The organism is Microbacterium sp. CSI-V, assembly GCF_001984105.1.
Classification (GTDB): domain Bacteria; phylum Actinomycetota; class Actinomycetes; order Actinomycetales; family Microbacteriaceae; genus Microbacterium.
The window spans coordinates 232,949-251,040 of record NZ_MTQM01000007.1 but is presented as its reverse complement, the minus strand read 5'-3'; the positions used below and the strand labels follow the sequence as shown (position 1 = coordinate 251,040).

At 72.0% G+C, this 18,092-nt stretch carries 20 protein-coding genes and 1 riboswitch; of the genes, 8 read left to right on the top strand and 12 right to left on the bottom strand.

Features of this window, described 5'->3' with window-relative positions:
- Positions 1–16: 16 nt before the first annotated feature.
- The 8 genes from CSIV_RS05350 to CSIV_RS05315 form a co-directional block, all read right to left on the bottom strand.
- Positions 17–337, bottom strand: coding sequence for a protealysin inhibitor emfourin (locus tag CSIV_RS05350; RefSeq protein ID WP_139340609.1), 321 nt, complete (start codon positions 335–337; stop codon positions 17–19).
- Entirely contained in the window at positions 324–1,382 is a 1,059-nt protein-coding gene (locus tag CSIV_RS05345; RefSeq protein ID WP_077050372.1) for a M4 family metallopeptidase, read from the bottom strand. The genes CSIV_RS05350 and CSIV_RS05345 overlap by 14 nt, the downstream gene beginning before the upstream one ends.
- Positions 1,383–1,437: 55 nt before the next feature.
- Positions 1,438–2,226, bottom strand: coding sequence for an ABC transporter ATP-binding protein (locus CSIV_RS05340; protein WP_139340608.1), 789 nt, complete (start codon positions 2,224–2,226; stop codon positions 1,438–1,440).
- Positions 2,223–3,029, bottom strand: coding sequence for an ATP-binding cassette domain-containing protein (locus tag CSIV_RS05335; protein WP_077050371.1), 807 nt, complete (start codon positions 3,027–3,029; stop codon positions 2,223–2,225). The genes CSIV_RS05340 and CSIV_RS05335 overlap by 4 nt, the downstream gene beginning before the upstream one ends.
- Positions 3,026–3,895: an ABC transporter permease gene (locus CSIV_RS05330; protein ID WP_077050370.1), complete on the bottom strand. Its 870-nt coding sequence runs from the start codon at positions 3,893–3,895 to the stop codon at positions 3,026–3,028. Before CSIV_RS05330 ends, CSIV_RS05335 begins: the two co-directional genes overlap by 4 nt.
- A complete protein-coding gene (locus CSIV_RS05325; protein ID WP_077050369.1) occupies positions 3,892–4,842 on the bottom strand; it encodes an ABC transporter permease in 951 nt (316 codons plus the stop codon). Before CSIV_RS05325 ends, CSIV_RS05330 begins: the two co-directional genes overlap by 4 nt.
- A complete protein-coding gene (locus CSIV_RS05320; protein ID WP_077050368.1) occupies positions 4,839–6,350 on the bottom strand; it encodes an ABC transporter substrate-binding protein in 1,512 nt (503 codons plus the stop codon). Before CSIV_RS05320 ends, CSIV_RS05325 begins: the two co-directional genes overlap by 4 nt.
- A 136-nt stretch (positions 6,351–6,486) precedes the next feature.
- Positions 6,487–7,404, bottom strand: coding sequence for an alpha/beta fold hydrolase (locus CSIV_RS05315; protein WP_077050367.1), 918 nt, complete (start codon positions 7,402–7,404; stop codon positions 6,487–6,489).
- Positions 7,405–7,511: 107 nt separating this feature from the next.
- Here CSIV_RS05315 and CSIV_RS05310 point away from each other — a divergent pair, with 107 nt between their 5' ends.
- From CSIV_RS05310 to CSIV_RS05300, 3 genes are all read left to right on the top strand, one after another.
- Positions 7,512–8,045 (top strand): carboxymuconolactone decarboxylase family protein, encoded by a 534-nt coding sequence (locus tag CSIV_RS05310; RefSeq protein ID WP_083734998.1) that lies wholly within the window; start codon positions 7,512–7,514, stop codon positions 8,043–8,045.
- Positions 8,042–8,752, top strand: a complete 711-nt coding sequence (locus CSIV_RS05305; protein ID WP_077050366.1) for a tyrosine-protein phosphatase — start codon at positions 8,042–8,044, stop codon at positions 8,750–8,752. The genes CSIV_RS05310 and CSIV_RS05305 overlap by 4 nt, the downstream gene beginning before the upstream one ends.
- Before the next feature lie 68 nt (positions 8,753–8,820).
- The gene (locus tag CSIV_RS05300; protein ID WP_077050365.1) at positions 8,821–9,285 is read left to right on the top strand and encodes an SIP domain-containing protein; all 465 of its coding nucleotides are present in this window, start codon (positions 8,821–8,823) and stop codon (positions 9,283–9,285) included.
- 8 nt (positions 9,286–9,293) lie between these two features.
- Here the strand turns inward: CSIV_RS05300 and CSIV_RS05295 are convergent, their stop codons facing one another.
- The 4 genes from CSIV_RS05295 to CSIV_RS05280 form a co-directional block, all read right to left on the bottom strand.
- On the bottom strand, positions 9,294–9,749 hold the full coding sequence (locus tag CSIV_RS05295) for a Fe-S oxidoreductase (RefSeq protein ID WP_077050364.1): 456 nt from the start codon (positions 9,747–9,749) through the stop codon (positions 9,294–9,296).
- Entirely contained in the window at positions 9,746–10,564 is an 819-nt protein-coding gene (locus CSIV_RS05290) for an arginase family protein (protein WP_077050363.1), read from the bottom strand. Before CSIV_RS05290 ends, CSIV_RS05295 begins: the two co-directional genes overlap by 4 nt.
- Before the next feature lie 59 nt (positions 10,565–10,623).
- Positions 10,624–11,376, bottom strand: coding sequence for a PspA/IM30 family protein (locus CSIV_RS05285; RefSeq protein WP_077050362.1), 753 nt, complete (start codon positions 11,374–11,376; stop codon positions 10,624–10,626).
- 91 nt (positions 11,377–11,467) lie between these two features.
- Positions 11,468–13,516 carry a TPM domain-containing protein gene (locus CSIV_RS05280; protein WP_077050361.1) on the bottom strand — a complete coding sequence of 683 codons (2,049 nt, stop codon included), beginning with the start codon at positions 13,514–13,516 and terminating at the stop codon, positions 11,468–11,470.
- Between the two features lie 123 nt (positions 13,517–13,639).
- Here CSIV_RS05280 and CSIV_RS05275 point away from each other — a divergent pair, with 123 nt between their 5' ends.
- The 5 genes from CSIV_RS05275 (at position 13,640) to CSIV_RS05255 (ending at position 18,044) form a co-directional block, all read left to right on the top strand.
- On the top strand, positions 13,640–14,473 hold the full coding sequence (locus CSIV_RS05275; protein ID WP_077050360.1) for a DUF3097 domain-containing protein: 834 nt from the start codon (positions 13,640–13,642) through the stop codon (positions 14,471–14,473).
- 74 nt (positions 14,474–14,547) lie between these two features.
- On the top strand, positions 14,548–15,267 hold the full coding sequence (trmB, locus tag CSIV_RS05270) for a tRNA (guanosine(46)-N7)-methyltransferase TrmB (RefSeq protein ID WP_077050359.1): 720 nt from the start codon (positions 14,548–14,550) through the stop codon (positions 15,265–15,267).
- Positions 15,264–16,136 (top strand): CPBP family intramembrane glutamic endopeptidase, encoded by an 873-nt coding sequence (locus CSIV_RS05265; protein WP_077050358.1) that lies wholly within the window; start codon positions 15,264–15,266, stop codon positions 16,134–16,136. The genes trmB and CSIV_RS05265 overlap by 4 nt, the downstream gene beginning before the upstream one ends.
- 56 nt (positions 16,137–16,192) lie before the next feature.
- Positions 16,193–16,256, top strand: a riboswitch (guanidine-III (ykkC-III) riboswitch).
- Positions 16,257–16,265: 9 nt separating this feature from the next.
- Entirely contained in the window at positions 16,266–16,589 is a 324-nt protein-coding gene (locus CSIV_RS05260) for a DMT family transporter (protein WP_077050357.1), read from the top strand.
- Positions 16,590–16,718: 129 nt separating this feature from the next.
- Positions 16,719–18,044 (top strand): mannosyltransferase family protein, encoded by a 1,326-nt coding sequence (locus CSIV_RS05255; protein WP_139340607.1) that lies wholly within the window; start codon positions 16,719–16,721, stop codon positions 18,042–18,044.
- Positions 18,045–18,092: the final 48 nt, after the last annotated feature.

Here is an 18,092-nt window from a genome sequence, read left to right as displayed (position 1 = left end):
TGTCGGCGCGATCCCGTCAGCGTGGGCGCGACGGTACGGCGGACTGGCGTACCTCGTCGACGAGCGCGCGCCACGGACCCGCCACCTGGCCATCGGTCAATTGCGCGCGGTGCACGGCGGAGTCTCCCTCGAGCACCTCGATGCGCCACTGGAACCGGTCGGCGCCACTCGAGGCCGACGGCGACGCGTCCCACGGACACTTCTCCACGAGGTTCCGCCAATGCGGTCGGCGGTCGGGCTCGGGCTCGGTGCGCCACTGCTTCGTCAGACCGGCGATGCCGCCCGAGCGCACCACGACGATGACCAACCGGTCGTCCGCGGTCTCAGGCTGTGGCATCCTCTGCGACGCCCACCCCGGCCCACGCGGCGCGGACGGCGTCGACCTCCTCCGACTTCTCACCGTACTCCGCGGCCGCGGTGGCGCGCGTGGCCGCGGCGAACGCGGCGAAGTCGGCCGTCGGGGACAGCGTTCCCGAGGTGAGGGTGCGGTACCAGACGAGTCCCGCCCGCTCCCACGCGAACCCACCCAGCCGCGTGGCGACGAGGAAGAACGCGCGGTTCGGGATGCCGGAGTTGATGTGCACGCCGCCGTTGTCGTCGGAGGTCTCGACGTAGTCGCGCATGTGACCCGGTTGCGGGTCTTTGCCGAGCACGTCGTCGTCGTAGGCGGTGCCCGGCGCCGACATCGAGCGCAGGGCCGTGCCTTGGACGGCATCCGTGAAGATGCCCGCGCCCACGAGCCACGTGGCCTCGTCGGCCGTCTGGCCGAGCGCGTGCTGTTCGGCCAACGCCCCGAACACGTCGGACAGCGATTCGTTCAGCGCACCCGACTGCCCCTGGTACTCCAGGCCCCCGGCGGCCTCGGTCACACCGTGACCCAACTCGTGCGCGATGACGCTGAGCGACCGGGTGAACCCGATGAACACGTCGCCGTCGCCGTCGCCGAAGACCATGCGCTCGCCGTTCCAGAACGCGTTGTCGTAGTCCTCTCCGAAGTGGACGGTCGCCAGCAGCGAACCGCCCGCTCCGTCGATGCCGTCGCGCGAGAAGGCGTCCCAGAAGAAGTCGAAGGTCGCTCCCAGCCCGTCGTACGCCTCATCGACGGACCGGTCGCCGGTGGGGCCGTCGTCTTCGGTCCGGACGCGGCGGCCGGGCAGCCGTTCGGTGTTCCCGGCGTCGGAGATCACCCGGTCGGGCGCGGGGACGGCCTCGGCCACGAGCGCCCCTTCGTCGATCGAGAGGCGCAGGCGCGTGCGGACGTGGCGCGCCGGGCGCGGAACGGTGAGGGTCTTGCGCGCCGCGGCGGCCGCGCGCGCGAGGCGCGGATCGTCGGTCGAGGCGAGCCGATCGAGAAGGAAGGGGGGAACGATGCCGGGGGTCATGGGGCGAGGCTAACGCGGGCCACCGACACGGGAAATCCCTTGTGGAGAACGCGTTTCAGGGGAGCGTCGGCACCGAGGCCAGCAGTTGCCGCGTGTACGCGGCCTGGGGTTGCAGGAGCACCTTCTCGGTCGGCCCCTGCTCGACGACGCGCCCGTCCTTCATGACCACGACCTCGTCGCACACGTTCTGGACGACCCCGATGTCGTGCGAGACGAGCACGAGGGTGAGCTGCTGCTCGGCGCGGAGGTCGGCGAGGAGCCGCAGGATCTGCGCGCGCACCGTGACGTCGAGGGCCGACAGCGGCTCGTCGCCGACGAGGATGCGGGGGCGGTGCACGATCGCGCGCGCCAGCGCGATCCGCTGACGCTGACCGCCCGAGAACTGATGCGGGAAGCGGTCCGCGGCATCCGGGCCCAGGCCGACCTGCGCGAGCACGTCACGCACCCGCGCGCGCCGGTCGCCCTCGATCCCGAGCGCCCACAGCGGTTCGCCGACGATGCGCCCGACGCTCATCCGCGGATCCAGCGACGCGTACGGATCCTGGAACACGATCCCGGTGCTGCGCCGCAGCCAGTGCAGCGACCGGGCCGAGCCGCGGGCGTCGACGGCGCGTCCCTCGACCTCGACGGTGCCGGAGGTCGGCGAGTCCAACCCGAGCAGCAGTCGCACGAGCGTGGACTTCCCCGACCCCGATTCGCCGATGATCCCGACGGCGGAGCCCGTGCGGACCGAGAGGTCGACGTCCTGAAGTCCCGCGGTGCGTTCGGGGCCGCCGAACCCGCGGGAGCGCGGCGTCAGGTACGTGCGGGAGAGGCCCCGGGCGTGCACGATCACGTCGCTCACGATGCGTCCCCCTCGTCGCGACCGATCTCCGGATGCCACAGCGTCGCGGTCGCGTCCCGCAGCAGCGCCCGGGTCACCGGGGAGGAGGGCGAGCGCAGCAGATCCTCGACGGCGCCCCGCTCGACGACGCGTCCGTGCTCGAGGACCACCGCGTGCGTCGCGACCTGCGCGAGGACCGCGAGGTCGTGGGTGATGAAGACCAGCGACATCCCGGCATCCTGGACCAGGGATCGCAGGAGCGTCAGGATGCCGGCCTGGATCGTCACGTCGAGGGCGGTGGTCGGCTCATCGGCGATCAACAGCTGCGGGCGGCACGCGAGCGCCATCGCGATCGCCACGCGCTGGCGTTGGCCGCCCGAGAGCTGATGCGGGTAGCGCGCGACGATGCGCGCGGGGTCGGGGAGGGCGACGCGCTCCGCCTCCGCCACGGCCCGACGCAGCGCCTCGCGTCGCGGGACGCCCTCGTGGATGCGGATGGACTCGCCGATCTGTCGACCGACGGTTCGGATGGGGTTCAGGGCGGTCCGCGGTTCCTGGAAGACGATGCCGATGTCGTCGCCGCGCAGGCGTGCGAGCTCGCGGTCGGGGAGTCCGAGGATCTCGCGGCCGTTCCAGCGGATGCTGCCCGTGGCGGTCGCGGCATCCGGGAGCAGGCCGAGCACGGCGAGGGCGGTCAGCGATTTGCCCGAGCCGGATTCGCCGATGAGGCCGACGCGGGCGCCGTCGGGAACGGCGAAGCTCACGCCGTCGACGACCGTCCGTCCGCCGATCTCGATGCGCAGATCGTCGACCTCGAGGCTCACGCGACCACCTCCGGCAGGTGCGTGCGCGCGCGCGGGGTGCGCTCGGCGAGCGTGGGATCGGCGGCCTCGCGCAGCGCGTCGCCGAGGAGATTCAGGCCCAGCACCGTGACCGTGATCGCCAGGCCCGGCCACACCACGGCGAGGGGGTGGACGGAGATGTAGGCCTGCAGATCGCCGAGGAGCACGCCCCAGGAGGGTTGGGTGATCGGGGCGCCGAACCCGAGGTACGACAGACCCGCCTCCGCGAGGACCGCCACGGCCATGCCCCACGACAGCTGCACGATGAAAACCGGCGCCACGTTGGGCAGGAGGTGGCGCACCAGGTTCTGCACGGGGCTCAGGCCGCTCGCCCGACCCGCCACGACGAAGTCGCTCTGCAGCACCCGTCGGAGTTCCGGCCGGGTCACGCGGGCGATGTTCACGCCGAAGCCGATGCCGACCGACCAGATCACGACGGCGAGGGAGCCGCCCCAGACCGCGGTGATCATCATGGCGATGATCAGCACCGGGAACGCGACGAGGATGTCGACGAGCACCGCGACGCTCTCGCGCACCCAGCGCGTCGTCAGGGCCCCGAGCGCCGCGAGCGCGAGCCCGAGCAGCGAGGCGACGATCCCCGCGCCCACGGCGACCACGACGGTCGTGCGGGCGCCCGCCATGAGCAGGCTCAGGATGTCGCGGCCGTTCCCGTCCGTGCCGAGGAGGTGCGGCCAGGAGGGGTCGCTCCAGCGTGCGCGGGCGTCGACGCTCGCGGGATCGAACGGCGTCCAGAACAGCGACACGAGCGCGGTGAGCGCGATGACGGCGACGACCAGGATGCCGAAGCGTCCCGTGCCGATGCTCCACAACCGGCGCAGGGCTCTCACGCGGCCTCCCTCTGGCGGGGGTCCAGGAAGCGGTGCACCAGATCGACCAGGAACCCGACGACGAGCACGAAGCCGGTGAGGGCGAGCAGTTCGCCCTGGACCTTCGGGAGGTCCCGGGCGGAGACGTCGGCGACCAGCATCCGACCGATCCCGGGGAGGGTGAAGAGCTGCTCGATCACGACCGCACCGACGATGATGCCGGCGATCTGCAGCCCCAGGACGGTGACGACCGAGAGGCCGACGTTGGGGAGCCCGTGAGAGAGGAGCGCCCGTGTGCGGGTGAGGCCCTTCGCGGCCGCCGTGCGGACGTAGTCCTGTCCCACGGCCTGCAGGGTGGCGCTCCGGACGAATCGCAGGAGCATGGCGCCCTCGACGACGCCGATCGTGACGGCGGGGAGCACGAGCGCCCGGAACGCGGCCGACGGATCCTGCCACCCCCCGCGCGGGAAGCCCTGCGGGGGGAGCCAACCGAGCCACACGGCGAACACGACGACGAGCATCATGCCCGCCCACACCACGGGGACGGCGGCGAGGGCCTGGGACCCGACGCTCAGCGCCGTCCCGTCGGCCCGACCGCGTCGGAGCGCCGACAGCACGCCGAACGGCAGACCGATCGCCAGGGCGACCGTCAGCGACATCGCGGCCAACGGAACCGTGACCCGCGCCTTGTCGGCCAGCTCGGTCGCCACGGGGACGCCCGTGACCAGGGACGTGCCGAGGTCGCCCCGCAGGACCCCGCCGATCCAGTCGAGGTACTGCTGCCACAGCGGTCGGGTCAGCCCGAGGCTCTCGCGCAGGGCCGCGATCTGCTCCGGCGAGGCCTGCGTGCCGCCGATGAGCAGGGCGACGTCACCCGGCAGCACGCGCAGGGAGGCGAAGATCAGCACGCTCGACACGGCCAGGCCCAGAACGAGAAGGCCCAGCCGTGTCAGCGTGTAGCGGATCACTCCGACGAGACCGTCACACCGGCCAGCGGCAGGCGCACGTTGAGGGAGTTCTTCGGGAAGTTCGCGACGTTGTTCGCGACGGCCGTGAGCGGGGTCGAGAGGAACAGCCAGTCGGCGGCATCCTCGTCGGAGACGATGCGCGCGGCCTCGGCGAGGTAGTCGGACGACTGCTGCTCGTCGGTGGTCGCGAGGGACTGCGCGTACAGGCTCTGCACCTTCGGGTTGTCGTAGCCGAAGTAGTACGACGGGTTGGCGAAGTTGCCGAAGTCGCGCGCCTCCACGTGCCGGACGAAGCTGAGGTCGTAGTCGTGGTTGGTGTAGACGCTCGTCAGCCAGGTCGGGAAGTCCACCGACGAGACCTTCAGCGTCACCCCCACATCGGCGAAGGACGACACGAGGAACGTGGCGATCGAGGACGGGTACACGCTCGGGATGGTGAGGGTGAGGGTCAGGTTCTCCGCTCCGGCCTCGGCGAGGAGTTCGCGCGCGCGGTCGGGGTTGTACGAGATGCTGCCGGAGAGGTCTTCGTACCCCGGGTCGAGGGGCGGAATCGGGCCGTAGAGCGGCTGCCCTCCGCCGAGGGTGTCGATGAGCGCCTGGTGGTCGATCGCCAGGCGCAACGCCTCGCGGACGCGCTGATCGTTCAGGGGTGCGCGGGCGTTGTTGAACGCGAGCGTGCCCTTGTCGGTGGTCAGACCCGATTCGATCTGGAAGCGGCCCGTGCCGGTGATCTGCCCCTGGAGCTCGGGATCGACCTCGAGCGCCGCGTCCAGATCGCCGTTGACGGCGGCGTTGACCGCGGCGGTGCGATCGGGGATGTAGTCGATCACGACCTCGGCCACGCCGGCCTTGTCGCCCCAGTAGGAGTCGTTGCGGGCGAGGGTGAGGCTCTGGCCGGTGTTCCACGCCGACACGGTGAAGGGGCCGGTCCCGTTGGTCGTCGTCTCGAAGTTCGTCGTGTCGTTGTTCTTGAAGATCAGACCCGCGCGGCCCGTGAGGGCGAACAGGAAGTCGATGTTGGGCTGACTGAGCGTCACGACGACCGTGGTCGGGTCGGGCGAGGAAATGGATGCCACTCCGGCCAGGTCGGCACTGTTCTGGATGGTGGCGTCGTCCTTGGCGGTCTGCAGCGAGGTCACGACGTCGTCGGCGGTCATCGCTGTGCCGTCGTGGAACGTGACGCCCTGGCGGAGCGTGAAGGTGTAGGTGAGCCCGTCGGGGGAGATGGTCCAGTCGGTGGCGAGTTCGGGGACGATGGCGTTTCCGTCGTCGCCGTTGCGGGTCACGAGGCCCTGGTAGACGTTGTCGATGAGCGCCTGCTCGAGGGCGGCGCCGCTGGTGCGCCGGATGTCGAGGTTCGACGGTTCGAGGGAGAGACCGACGGTCAGCGTGGCGTTCGGGTCGGGCGCGCCGGTCGGGCCGGGCGTGGTCGATGTGCCGGTGCACGAGGTGAACAGGAGTGCTCCGAGGAGGAGCGCGCTCGTGGCGACGGCGGTTCGGCGCAGCATTGCGGGGTTGTCCTTTCGCAAGGCCCACGGCATCCGGGTGCGGTGCTGCCGTGGAGTGGGGTGAGGAAAGCCTACTTTCACCCGGCGCGCGGGATGCCGACCATGACATCGGGCGACACCGCCCGGCCGTGAGGCGTCACGCCGCCGCGAGGGTCTCGCGCAGGAGCGAGGCGAGGCCCGCGGGGTCTTCCTCCTGCACGTTGTGCGCCGTCGGGACGACCCGTACCCGCGCATCCGAGGCGCGACGGACGAGCTCGTCCGCGTCGTCGGCGCTGACGAAACCGCGATCCGCGCGGACCAACACGATCGGCGCGCGGACGGCGGCGATGTCGTCCCACCCGGTCGACGCGAGCACCGCGCGCACGGCATCCGGCGTCGCCGTGTCCGCCCCCGCCGCGGCTGCGGCAGCAGCGAGGTGGGCGAAGTGGTGCTTCCACTCGATGCGACCGTCGGGGCGGACCCGGGTGTTGAGGAACACCCCGCGCTCGGCGGCGGGACGCGCACCGCCCAGGCCGAACGCCAGGGCCTTGTCGACCAGTTCGTCGCGGCTCGCCCAGTCGGTCGGACCCGCGAAGAACGCGCGCAGCTGTGCCGGGCCGCCGCTCGGGTCGATCCCGGGCGTGATGTCGACGATCACGACCATGTCCACGAGGTCGGGGCGGGATGCCGCGAGGGCCGCGGCCGTGAGGCCGCCCAGCGAGTGCCCGACGAGGACCTGCGGCCCATCCGTCCACGCCTCGAGAGCGGTGGCGACGTCGGGTGCGAGGACTCGGCCCACGTACGCCGCGTCCTCTCGCCACGACGAGTCCCCGTGGCCGGCGAGGTCGAGTGCGAGCGCCGGCACCCCCAGGTGCAGCAGCGTGGTGTCCCAGGTGTGGGCGTTCAACCCCGCCCCGTGGAGGAGCGTCACGCGGGGGGATCCCTCGCCCCAGCGCAGGCCGCTGAGCGCGCGCCCGTCCGGGAGGGTCAGCCCGACGCGCTCGACGCGCGGGACGTCGACGCCGGCGGCGGCGGCCTGAGCGGGCAGGAAGGAGAACTCGTCGGTCTCGGGCATGACGCCAGCCTGTCACCGGCCGCCTCGGGGTCGCCAGCGGGCGGACTCCGACGGTCACATGTCGCCCCGCCCGACCCGGCATTCGGGGTCCGCCGTAGGCTGTCGCCATGGGCGAAGAACGACGCGTGCACCTGTCGAAGAGTGCTCCCGAGGCGTACGCCGCGCTGCGGTCCTTCTCGAAGGTCGTGGGCGGGATCGCGGCCGCTGCCGGGATCGATGCGCGCCTGCGCGAGATCGTGCAGATCCACGCTTCTCAGCTGAACGGCTGCGCCTACTGCGTCCGCGTGCACGTGGACGGGGCGGTCAAGGCCGGGGTCGATGCCGATGTCATCGCGCAGATCGCGACCTGGCGCGAGTCCGGCGTCTTCGACGAACGCGAGCGCGCGGCGCTGGAGCTGACCGAGTCGTTCACGTTCATCCACGAGGAGGGCATCGCCGACGAGGTCTACGACCGCGCGGGCGGCATCCTGAGCCAGGACGAGTACGTCGCCCTCAGCTGGATCCTCGTCGCCATCAACGCGTTCAACCGCGTGGCGATCGCCGGACGCTATCCGGTGCCTCCCCGTGGCTCGGGGGCGACGCCGGGCGACGGCGCTCCGCCGCCGACCACGGCCGGGCACGACCACGGAGGCGCCGCGTGAGCTCGCTCGTGTCGGGTGCGACCAACTTCCGCGATGTCGGCGGTCTCCCCGCCGGTGCCGGGCGCAGCCGCCCCGGGGTGCTCTACCGCTCGGGCAATCTCGTGCACGTCGACGACGACGGTCTGCGGACGATGGACGACCTGGGGCTGCGCCGCATCATCGACCTCCGCGACGATGCCGAGGTGCGCCACGCGCCGAGCCGCATCGACGGGCTCGACCTCGAGGTGCAGCGCGTTCCGCTCTTCCTCGGGTCGGTGGAGTCGTTCTTCGAGCGCGACGTCAGCCTCGGCGAGCTGTACGGCGAACTGGTCGAGGGCTCGGCCGCGCGCATCGTCGAGGCGGTACGGGGAATCATCGACACCCAGCCGGTCCTCATCCACTGCACCGTCGGCAAGGACCGCACGGGGGTCACCGTCGCCATCGCGCTCGCCGCAGCGGGGGTCGACCGCGACGCCGTGATCGACGACTACGCGCGCACCGAGGGGCTGCTCCCCGCCGAGCGCAACCGCCAGGTGCTCGCCGGCATCCGGGCGCTGCACCCCGAGAATCGGCACGCGGAGGAGCTCGCCACCCGCTCGCCGGCCCCCGTGATGCGCGGCCTGCTCGAACGGCTCGACACGGAGTACGGATCGCCGGCCGGCTTCCTCCTGTCCCACGGCCTCACCGACGCCGAGCTCGATCGTCTGCGGGCGGCCCTCATCGAGTGATGCTCGGCTCATCCTGGGGCGCTACACAGGTTAGGCAACCCTTCATCGCGGGTATAGTGGATGCCATCATGTCCACGCCCGCCGAGCACAACGACGCCGCCTGCCGCGCCTCGCGCCACACGCGCGTGCAGCACCTCATCACGGCCGACGAGACCTCCCTCGCCGAGCTGGAGGCGTTGCTGTCGACGTTGCCGATCTGCTCCACCGGACGCCTCTTCGTCGAGGTTCCCGACGCGTCGTGGATCACGCCGATCGCCGCTCCCGCCCGGATGACGGTGACGTGGCTCGACCGCTCCCGGCGCGGCGGTGCTCCCGGCACCGGTCGCGCGTGTGCGCCGGGCGAGGCCCTGACGCGCGCGGTCGCCGGGTGGGCCGGCGAGATGCTGTGCTGCGACGACGACACCACGCGCATCTTCCTGCTGGGCGGCTACCTCGGCACCGCCGAAATCGTCGACGAACTGACCTCGCGCCACGGCGTGGAGGCGGCGGCCATCCACACGCCCGAACGCTTCGGGATCACCACCGCCCGCTGACGCGGCGGTCACGCTCCGCGCGGGACGTAGTTCCCCTCGACGAGACCGGCCTCGATCTCGAATCGGTTGCGCAGCGGGTCGCGGCCCGCGAGGAAGTACAGCAGTGGCATGAGGAAGCCGTAGCGGCGCCATTGGCGCACGTGGACGGCTTCGTGTCCGAGGACGGCGTCGGTGGGCGGGACGTCGCCGGTGAGGAAGCAGTCGCCCACGCACACGCCGCCGCGCGGGAACGCCCACGGCGGGAGCCCGCGGAACACCCAGAGCCCGCTCCGGCGCTCGATGCGGCCCGTGCTCCACAGCGACCCCCATACCCAGCCCACCGTGCGGCCGTACCAGAATCCGGCACGGCTGATCGGCGAGTCCAGGAGCACCGGCGGGATGAGGCGGTCGATCCGGCGGCCCCGGGCGACCGCCCGGTCGGCGCGTTCGCGCCAGCCCGCCGGCGGGCGGGGGAGCGGGCTCACGCGAGCGCTCCGACCAGCCGCAGGATGGTGCCGAGGTCGTCGACGGCCGCCGCGGGCGACGAGGGCGAGAACTCGGCGATCGTGGCACCCGCGAGGGGTACCCGTTCGCGCAGCCGGCGGATGGATGCCGCGACATCGGCTGCGGCCGCACCGAAGGGCTCGGCGAAGGACACCCCCGTGATCTCGGAGGGGTCCAGCGCATCGAGGTCGACGTGCACGTGGACGCGCGCGGCGCCGGTCGACACGACCGCTTCAGCGAGGGCATCGGGGTCGGACAGCGCGGATGCCGGGATCACGCGGATGCCGTGCTCGTCGATGAACCGTTGCTCCTCGGCATCCAGAGAACGGGTGGCGGCGAGCACGACACGGGACGCAGGGATGCCGGGGTCGAGCCGGAGAGGGTCGACGCCGTCGCCGAGGATCGCGCGCAGGACCATGCCGTGGAAGGCGCCGCTCGGCGAGGACTCGGGGGTGTTGAGGTCGGCGTGCGCGTCGATCCAGACGATCGCGAGGTCGTCGCCTGAGACCGCGGACACCGCGCCGAGCGCGACACCGCAGTCGCCGCCGACGGTGACGGCGTGCTCGCCGGGTGCCGCCGACGCGACGGCGTCGGAGATGCGCTCGCGCATGCGCGCGAGCGCGCTCGCCCGGAGCACCGCCGTCCCCTGCGCGTCGCCCGCCTCGGTCGGGGCGTCGAGGGCGATCGTGGCCGCCCGGGGCAGGTCGCCCGCGATCGCTTCGGCGCCGTCGATGAGTTGCATCGCGCGGGACGACGACGATCCCTGCCACTGCGGGGCGATGACGAAACGCGTCATGACATGCCTGTCGGGTCGGGGAGCGCACCGCCCGCGGGGACGGTGCGCTCCCGGGTCGATCAGAGGTCGGGGCTCGGGGCGTCGATCGCGGCGCGCTGGGGGCCGCCGGTCTTGAGCGCGGCCAGGCGCGCTTCGACCTCGGTCAGCTCGCCCACGTCTTCGAGCGCGTTGAACTGCGCGTCGATGCTCGATGCCGCCAGCTCCTGCTTGCCGGCGGCGAGAGCTTCCTCGCGACGGATCTTGTCTTCGAAACGACCGAGCTCGCTGGTCGGGTCGAGCACGTCGATCGACTTGACCGCGTCGTGGACCTTGTTCTGGGCTTCGGCGACCTTGGCGCGGGCGAGCAGCTCGCTGCGCTTGGACTTCAGCTGCTCGAGCTTGGTCTTCATGCCGTTCAGGCCGTCCTTGAGCTTGTCGACGACCTCGGTCTGCGAGGCGATCGTGGGCTCGGCGGCCTTGGCTTCGCTTTCGGCGGTGATCTGCCGCTGCAGCGCGATCTTGGCGAGGTTGTCGAACTTGTCGGCCTCGCCGACGTTGCCGGCGGCGCGCAGCTCGTCGCCCTTGCGGCTGGCGGCGAGGGCCTTGTTGCCCCACTCCGCCGCGGCCTGGACGTCTTCCTGGTGGTCGCGCTCGAGCAGGCGCAGGTTGCCGATGGTCTCGGCGATCGCGGACTCGGCGTCGGCGATCGAGTTGGAGTAGTCGCGGACGAGCTGATCGAGCATCTTCTGCGGGTCCTCGGCCTGGTCGAGGAGCGCATTGATGTTCGCGCGGACGAGGGTCGAGATCCGACCGAAGATGGACTGCTTGGCCATGCGGGATTTCCTTCCTGAGGCGACCCTGTCGAGTCTGGTGCCGGTTTCTACGAGTTTTCTGTGACGGCCCTCGGGGGCCGGGTGCGGGGCGTCAGAAGCGGCCCCCTCCGCGTCGCGAACGCGATCCCGCCGAGGATCCGCCCGAACGGCCTCGGGACACGCCGGAGCGCGAGCCGCCGCCCCCGCCGCCCCCGAGTCCGCCCATTCCTCCGAGCATGCCGCCGAGGCCGCCGAGTCCGCCTCCGCCGAACCCTCCGCGCGAGCGTGAGCCGCCGCCGAGGATCGCGTTGACGGCGATGCCCCCGAGGATCGCGCCCATCATGTCGCCCCCGCCGCCCCCGCCGCGGTTCCCGCCGAAGGCTCCGACGTCGTTCTGGGCGAGCGAGGAGGCTTGGCCGGCGAGGTCGGCGGCGCGCTGAGCGGCCTGGAGGGCGGATGCCGGGTCGGCCGCGCGCAGCTGCTCGGCCTGGACGAGGGCGGCGCCGGCCTCTGCCAGTCGGGTGCGTGCGGTCGGTCCGACCGCGCCGCGGCGCGCGGAGATGAAGTCCTCCGTCGCCGAGACCTGGGCGCGCGCCTGCACGAGGACGCTGTCCAGCTGCGAGGAGGCGCGGCGGCGCCTCTCGGCCTCGTCGTGCGCGGCGCTGAGGACCGCGTCGATCGCGGTGTTGCCCTGCTCGAGCGCGGCGAGTGCGCGGAGGGGTGCGGTGCGCGGGGGAGCGAGGGCGGCGCGCCCGGCGTCGAGATGGGCGCGCGCGGTGGCGACGGCGCCCGCGATGCGCCCGTCGGGATCGGGCAGGGCTGCCGCGGCGACCAGGTCGCCCTCGATCTCGGCGATGAGGTCGGCGGCACGGCGCTCGGCGGTCGAGAGGTCGGCGGCCAGCGAGGCGACGGCTTTTTCCAGGCCCTCGGCCTGGGCGACCGCGGCTTCGCCGGCGCGGATCGCGACGGCCGCCTCCCCGGTCGATCCCGACGCGACCGCCTGATCCGCCGCCGAGAACTGCCGGGCGGCGAGGTCGAGCCGGTCGCGCGCCTGCGCCACGTTGTCGGCCACGGTGGCGAGCGCCTCGTCGGCGTAGCGTTCGCGGAGGGCCGCGAGATCGCGTGCGGTCCCGTCCAGTGCTGCGACCGCGGCGGAGTGCCGCTCACGGGCTCGGGCCACGGCCCCGGGCGCGTCGGATTCGAGGGCGCGGAGCTGATCGAACGCGGCGGCCCTCGCATCCAGCGACTCGTCCGCCGTCGCGCACAGGCGCAGGATCTCGACGTAGCCCGCCCGCCGCTGTTCCGGGGTCTCGGGCACATCGTCGTCGAGCTGCTGCGAGATGGTGAAGGCGCGGTCGAGGTCGGCTTTCGACTGCGCGAGCGCCTCGGCGAACGGAGCGGCGGCTTCGTCGCCGAACTGGGCGCGCGCGAACCCGAGCTCCTGCTCGCTGGCCTTGATCGCGTCGTCGGTGGCGACGAGCGCCGATCCGGCGCGGCGCGAGAGGTCGTCGAGGCTTTCGCCCGCCGCCGGTGCACCGGCCGTGGCGGAGCGTCGACGGCGCAGCCACAGCCACAGCAGTCCGCCGCCGAGCGCGAGCACGAGGAAGACCACGAGCGCGATGAGCGCGATGTCGGGTCCCCCTCCGGCCGGGGTGGGCGGAGTGGGCTTCGTGCCCTGCGCCGCGGCCGTGATCCCGGTGGCCGCGGCGTCGGCGGCTCCGGCCCAGTCGCCCGCCGACAGCGCGGGCTGCACGCGCTCCTGCTCGATCGCGGCCAGTTGATCGGCGGTCAGCGTCCCGTCGTCGACATCGCCCGAGAGGTAGTAGGCGTGACCGTCGACCGACACCGCGAGGAGGTACTGGTGGGGGCCGAGGCTGTTGCGGTTGGCGGTCTCGTTGGCCCAGTCCGCGGCGGAGGTCGGCTCGGTGAAGTCGTCGACGAAGACGACCCACAGGTCGAGCCCGGTCTGCTCCGAGAGTCGCAGCAGTCGCGACTGCACCTCGGCCTCTTGCGCGTTGGTCAGCACGTCGGCCTGGTCGAGAACGTAGCTCGATCCGAGCGGCGGAGGCGGCACGGCCCACGCCGGTGCCGCCAGACCGAGGACGGACACCGCCGCGACCACGAGACCCGCCATGATCGCAGCCGTCTTCGGCTTTCGCATGCATACCCCTTCGGCGCTGAGGTCCCCACTCTATAAAGGCCCCCGGACACGCGGGAAGGCTCGGCGCGTCCGCCCTGAGCGCACGCGCGCGGCGCATAGGCTCGGGCGTTCGGAGGTACCCCCATGGACGATCGCTACGGCACCGATGTGCTCGCCCGCGGCTGGCGCGACGCCGGGCGCAAGAAGGCGGCGGAGGTCGCGGCATCCGTCGATCTCGTCGTCGAGGTCGCCGGCGACGGATTCTGCGGAGCGGTGACCCGCCTCGACGGCATGCACGTCGAGCTCGAGGACCGCCTCGGCCGACGCCGCCTGTTCCCCCTCGGGGGCGGGTTCCTCGTCGACGGTGAGCCCGTCGTGCTCGTCGCGCCCGCGGCGGCGCCGAAGGGGCGCACCCGGACGGCGTCCGGGTCGTTCGCCGCCCCTGACCAGCGGGCCCGCACGGCGCGGGCGAGCCGCATCCTCGTCGAGGGCAAGCACGACGCCGAACTGGTCGAGAAGGTGTGGGGGGCCGACCTCCGCGCCGAGGGCGTCGTCGTCGAGTTCCTCGAGGGCGTCGACCTCCTCGAACAGACCCTGGATGCCGAGCCTCCGACGTCCGAGCGCCGGTACGGCGTCCTCGTCGACCACCTCGTGCCGCACTCGAAGGAGTCGCGGATCGCCGAGAAGATCGCGCGGGGCCGCCACGGCGCCCACGTCCGGATCGTCGGCCATCCCTTCGTCGACGTCTGGCAGTGCGTCACACCGCGCGCGCTCGGGATCGCCGCGTGGCCCCAGGTTCCGCGCGACATCGAATGGAAGGTCGGCGTCTGTCGCGCGCTCGGCTGGCCGGCCGAGGAGCAGGCCGACCTCGCCCGCGCGTGGCAGCACATCCTGTCGCGCGTGACGACCTTCCGCGACCTCGAACCGGCCCTGCTCGGCCGCGTCGAGGAACTGATCGACTTCGTGACCGTCCCGTGAGCGGCCGGAAGCCCCGCGACCAGTCGCGTGACGGGCAGAGCGAGCCCGAGGACGGCTCGCCTACCCTGGATGCCATGGAGACCCCCGTCTACCGCGATCGCCCGGTGTCGTTCGTCCGGCGCAGCGGCCGGATGTCGGAGGCGCAGGACCGCGCGTGGGCCGAGCTGTCGCCGTTCTACCTTCTGTCGGTGGAGCGGGATGCCGCGGCCACCAGCGTCCGGCCCGGAACGGCGGTCGACCCGGCCGAGGTCTACGGGCGTCGCGCGCCCCTGATCGTCGAGATCGGCTCGGGCCAGGGCCACCAGATCGTGTCGGCGGCCGCCGCGCATCCCGACACCGATTTCCTCGCCGTGGAGGTGTTCTCCGCGGGACTCGCGCGCACCATGCTCGACGCGGACCGCGCCGGCGTCCGCAACCTGCGTCTGGTCGAGGCCAACGCCCCCGAAGTGCTGGAGCACCTGCTGCCGGCGGCATCCGTCGACGAGCTGTGGGTGTTCTTCCCCGATCCCTGGCACAAGAAGAAGCACACCAAGCGTCGACTCGTCGCGCCCGAGTTCGCGCGCGTCGCCGCGCAGGCGCTGCGGCCCGGGGGGACCCTCCGCCTTGCCACCGACTGGCAGGACTACGCCGATCAGATGCGCGCCGTGCTCGACGCCGCGCCCGCCTTCGAACGGGCCTTCGCGGGGGAGTGGGCCGAGCGGTTCGACGGTCGCGTCCTCACCGCCTTCGAGCGCAAGGGCATCCGCGTCGGTCGCGACATCCGCGACCTCACCTACACCCGCGCCACTCCATGACCGCCCACGCCGCCGCACCCGAGCGCGTCCGCCGCACGTGGACGCCCGCGCTCGTGCCGGCGGCGCTGGTGTGCCTGGCCGCGCCCGTGCTGTTCGTCGCGCAGGTCGTGTGGCTCGGCTGGATCGTGCTGGCGGTGGCCGTGGCATCCGCGGTCCTGGTCGACCTCCGCGCGGGGACGCCGATCGTTCCGGCGCCGCGCTCGGCACCCGTCCCGAGCCTCGCCCGCGACGTCTTCCTGGTGGCGCTCGGTCAGTTCGTCGTGAGCCTCATCCCCCTCCACGCCGAGCTCGACGACGCCGCCTTCGTCCGGTTCACCCTCGGCCTCGGCGGGGCCGTGGTCCTGCCCTACGTCCTGTCGCGGTTCGTCTTCCGGGATCGGGCGATCCGATTCCCCTGGCGCGGCGGTGGGCGATGGGCGTGGTGGCAGTGGGCCTGGCTCGCGGGCGTCATCGTGCTGGGATGGCTGATCCTGCCGTTCTACTTCGTGACCTCGGGCGTCTACATGAACTGGCCCGTCGTGGACACTCCGGAGCTGATCGGTCGCCTGTTCGTCGGTGTGGGCGCGGTGGGGATCTGGGACGAGTTGTTCTTCGTGTGCACGGTGTTCGTGCTGCTGCGGCGCCACCTCCCCGACCTGACGGCGAACGTGCTGCAGGCGATCGTCTTCGTCTCGTTCCTGTGGGAGCTCGGCTATCAGGCGTGGGGACCCGTGCTGACGATCCCGTTCGCGCTCGTGCAGGGCTTCCTCTTCCTGCGCACGCGCTCGCTCTGGTACATCGTCACCGTGCACCTGCTCTTCGACGCCGTCGTCTTCGGCGTCCTCGTCCACGCCCACAACCCCGGCCTGGTGTCGATCTTCCTCGTCTGACCGGACGGACGGATGCCGTGCACGGCCGCTGCACAGGGGCGATTGCTACCGTGTGGAACGCGTGCGAACGGCACCACCGGACGAGGGATCAGTACCCGGACTGCGACAAGACTGGCCGAGGAGTTCGTCATGTCGTGGATCGTTCTGGCCGTCTCCGGCGTCCTGGAAGCGGTGTGGGCCACCGCGCTCGGCCGGTCGGAGGGCTTCACGAAGCTCTGGCCGAGCGTCGTGTTCGCTGTCGCGCTGGTGGCCAGCATGGGCGGGCTCGCGTGGGCGATGAGAGAGATCCCGACGGGGACGGCGTACGCGGTCTGGGTCGGGATCGGAGCGGCGCTCACCGTGGTCGTCGCCATGGTCGGGGGAGCGGAGCCGGTATCGGTGGTGAAGATCCTGCTGATCCTGGGTCTCGTCGGCTGCGTGGTGGGACTGAAGATCGTCAGTGACACCCACTGATCAGGGCATTTCCTGAATGTCAACCGTGAAGGCCGTTGGCATCCATCCGGTACGCTCTGGGCGAATGCACTTGTCCGGGCCGGACACCGTCGTCAGCAGCCCACTTCCTCCCTGTGTGAAAGGTTCCGAGTGAGCGCACCGCCGAGCGAGCTGGTCCCCACGGTACGACCCGCCCCCACCGACGATCGCCTCGCGCCGCTGCGGGCGGGGGGACGTCGTGTGCTCGACTCCCGTCTCGGGCAGGCCCTGCGCCGCTACGGCGAGGATGTGCTGCGCGCCCCGCAGGGCGTCGAGCCGATCGAGCGCGGCGCGTTCACGCGCGTGCTGCTGATGTGGGCGATCGCGCGCGTGGTGAACTTCGGCCTGCTCTGGGGCTTCTACTCGATCGCGAAGGCCGCGCGCTGGGGCTTCGGACCCGACAGCGAGCGGCTCGGGACGTTCTTCGACTACCTCACGGGCTGGGATGCCGACCGCTACGGTCAGATCGCGGCGCAGGGCTATCCGATGTCGTTGCCGATGAACGTGTCGGGCGACATCCTCCCCAACAACTGGGCGTTCCTCCCCGTCTTCCCGTTCCTCGTGCGCACCCTCTCGGGGGCGACGGGGCTCGGGTGGCAGCCGGTCGCCGTCCTGATCAGCCTCGCCGCGAGCCTGGGCGCCACGTGGGTGCTGTTCCGCCTGATGCGCACCGTCACGAAGCCGCGCGCCGCGTGGTGGTCCGTCGTGTTCTTCTCGTTCGCGCCGATGTCGTTCCTCTTCGCGCTCGGCTACAGCGAGGGTCTGTTCATGCTGCTGGTGTTCAGCGGCATGCTCCTGGCCATCCAGCGGAAGTACCTGTGGATCCTGCCGCTCGGGCTGATCGCGGCGTACACGCGCCCCGGCGTGCTGGCCTTCGGCCTCGCGCTCGGCATCCTGTTCCTGGTGCGGTTCTTCCGCCGGCGGGTCGATCCCTTCCCGGTGCGCGAGTGGGCGTCCCTCATGGCGACCGGGCTCACCATCGCGGTCGCCGGTCTGTCGTGGAGCCACATCGCCCAGGACGTCACCGGAACCAAGAACGCGTACATCCGCACCGAACTCGGCTGGTGGCTGGACTACGTCGGCAACGACGAGTTCACGCCGTTCACCCCGTGGTTCCGTCAGGCGGGCACACACCTCGGTGTGGTGGGGATCATCCTGGTCGTCGCCCTGATCGTGGCGTTCGCGGCCCTGTTGTGGTCGCGTCCGGTGCGCCGACTCGGCCTCATGGTCGTCGCCTACACCTTCAGCTACGGCGTGTACATCTTCGCCGTCTTCCTCCCGCAGCAGAGCACGTTCCGCCTGCTCATGCCGATGGCGCCGATCCTCGGCGACGACCGGCTGTCGTCGACCCCCCGCCGTCGCACGGCGATCCTCGTCGGATGCCTGGTCCTACAGGCCGTCGCGATCCTGCTGCTCTGGACGCGCGGCAACCCGTGATCCGACGGGCATGACGAAGGGGCGGGCACACGTGTGCCCGCCCCTTCG

What these genes read in the sequence shown, in the direction of transcription:
- CSIV_RS05350 (WP_139340609.1), bottom strand. Translation starts at nt 337, where the DNA reads ATGCCACAGCCTGAGACCGCGGACGACCGGTTGGTCATCGTCGTGGTG.
- CSIV_RS05300 (WP_077050365.1), top strand. Translation starts at nt 8,821, where the DNA reads ATGTCCACGCCCGCCGAGCACAACGACGCCGCCTGCCGCGCCTCGCGC.
- CSIV_RS05320 (WP_077050368.1), bottom strand. Translation starts at nt 6,350, where the DNA reads ATGCTGCGCCGAACCGCCGTCGCCACGAGCGCGCTCCTCCTCGGAGCA.
- CSIV_RS05285 (WP_077050362.1), bottom strand. Translation starts at nt 11,376, where the DNA reads ATGGCCAAGCAGTCCATCTTCGGTCGGATCTCGACCCTCGTCCGCGCG.
- CSIV_RS05265 (WP_077050358.1), top strand. Translation starts at nt 15,264, where the DNA reads ATGACCGCCCACGCCGCCGCACCCGAGCGCGTCCGCCGCACGTGGACG.
- CSIV_RS05345 (WP_077050372.1), bottom strand. Translation starts at nt 1,382, where the DNA reads ATGACCCCCGGCATCGTTCCCCCCTTCCTTCTCGATCGGCTCGCCTCG.
- trmB (WP_077050359.1), top strand. Translation starts at nt 14,548, where the DNA reads ATGGAGACCCCCGTCTACCGCGATCGCCCGGTGTCGTTCGTCCGGCGC.
- CSIV_RS05260 (WP_077050357.1), top strand. Translation starts at nt 16,266, where the DNA reads ATGTCGTGGATCGTTCTGGCCGTCTCCGGCGTCCTGGAAGCGGTGTGG.
- CSIV_RS05310 (WP_083734998.1), top strand. Translation starts at nt 7,512, where the DNA reads ATGGGCGAAGAACGACGCGTGCACCTGTCGAAGAGTGCTCCCGAGGCG.
- CSIV_RS05275 (WP_077050360.1), top strand. Translation starts at nt 13,640, where the DNA reads ATGGACGATCGCTACGGCACCGATGTGCTCGCCCGCGGCTGGCGCGAC.
- CSIV_RS05290 (WP_077050363.1), bottom strand. Translation starts at nt 10,564, where the DNA reads ATGACGCGTTTCGTCATCGCCCCGCAGTGGCAGGGATCGTCGTCGTCC.
- CSIV_RS05315 (WP_077050367.1), bottom strand. Translation starts at nt 7,404, where the DNA reads ATGCCCGAGACCGACGAGTTCTCCTTCCTGCCCGCTCAGGCCGCCGCC.
- CSIV_RS05280 (WP_077050361.1), bottom strand. Translation starts at nt 13,516, where the DNA reads ATGCGAAAGCCGAAGACGGCTGCGATCATGGCGGGTCTCGTGGTCGCG.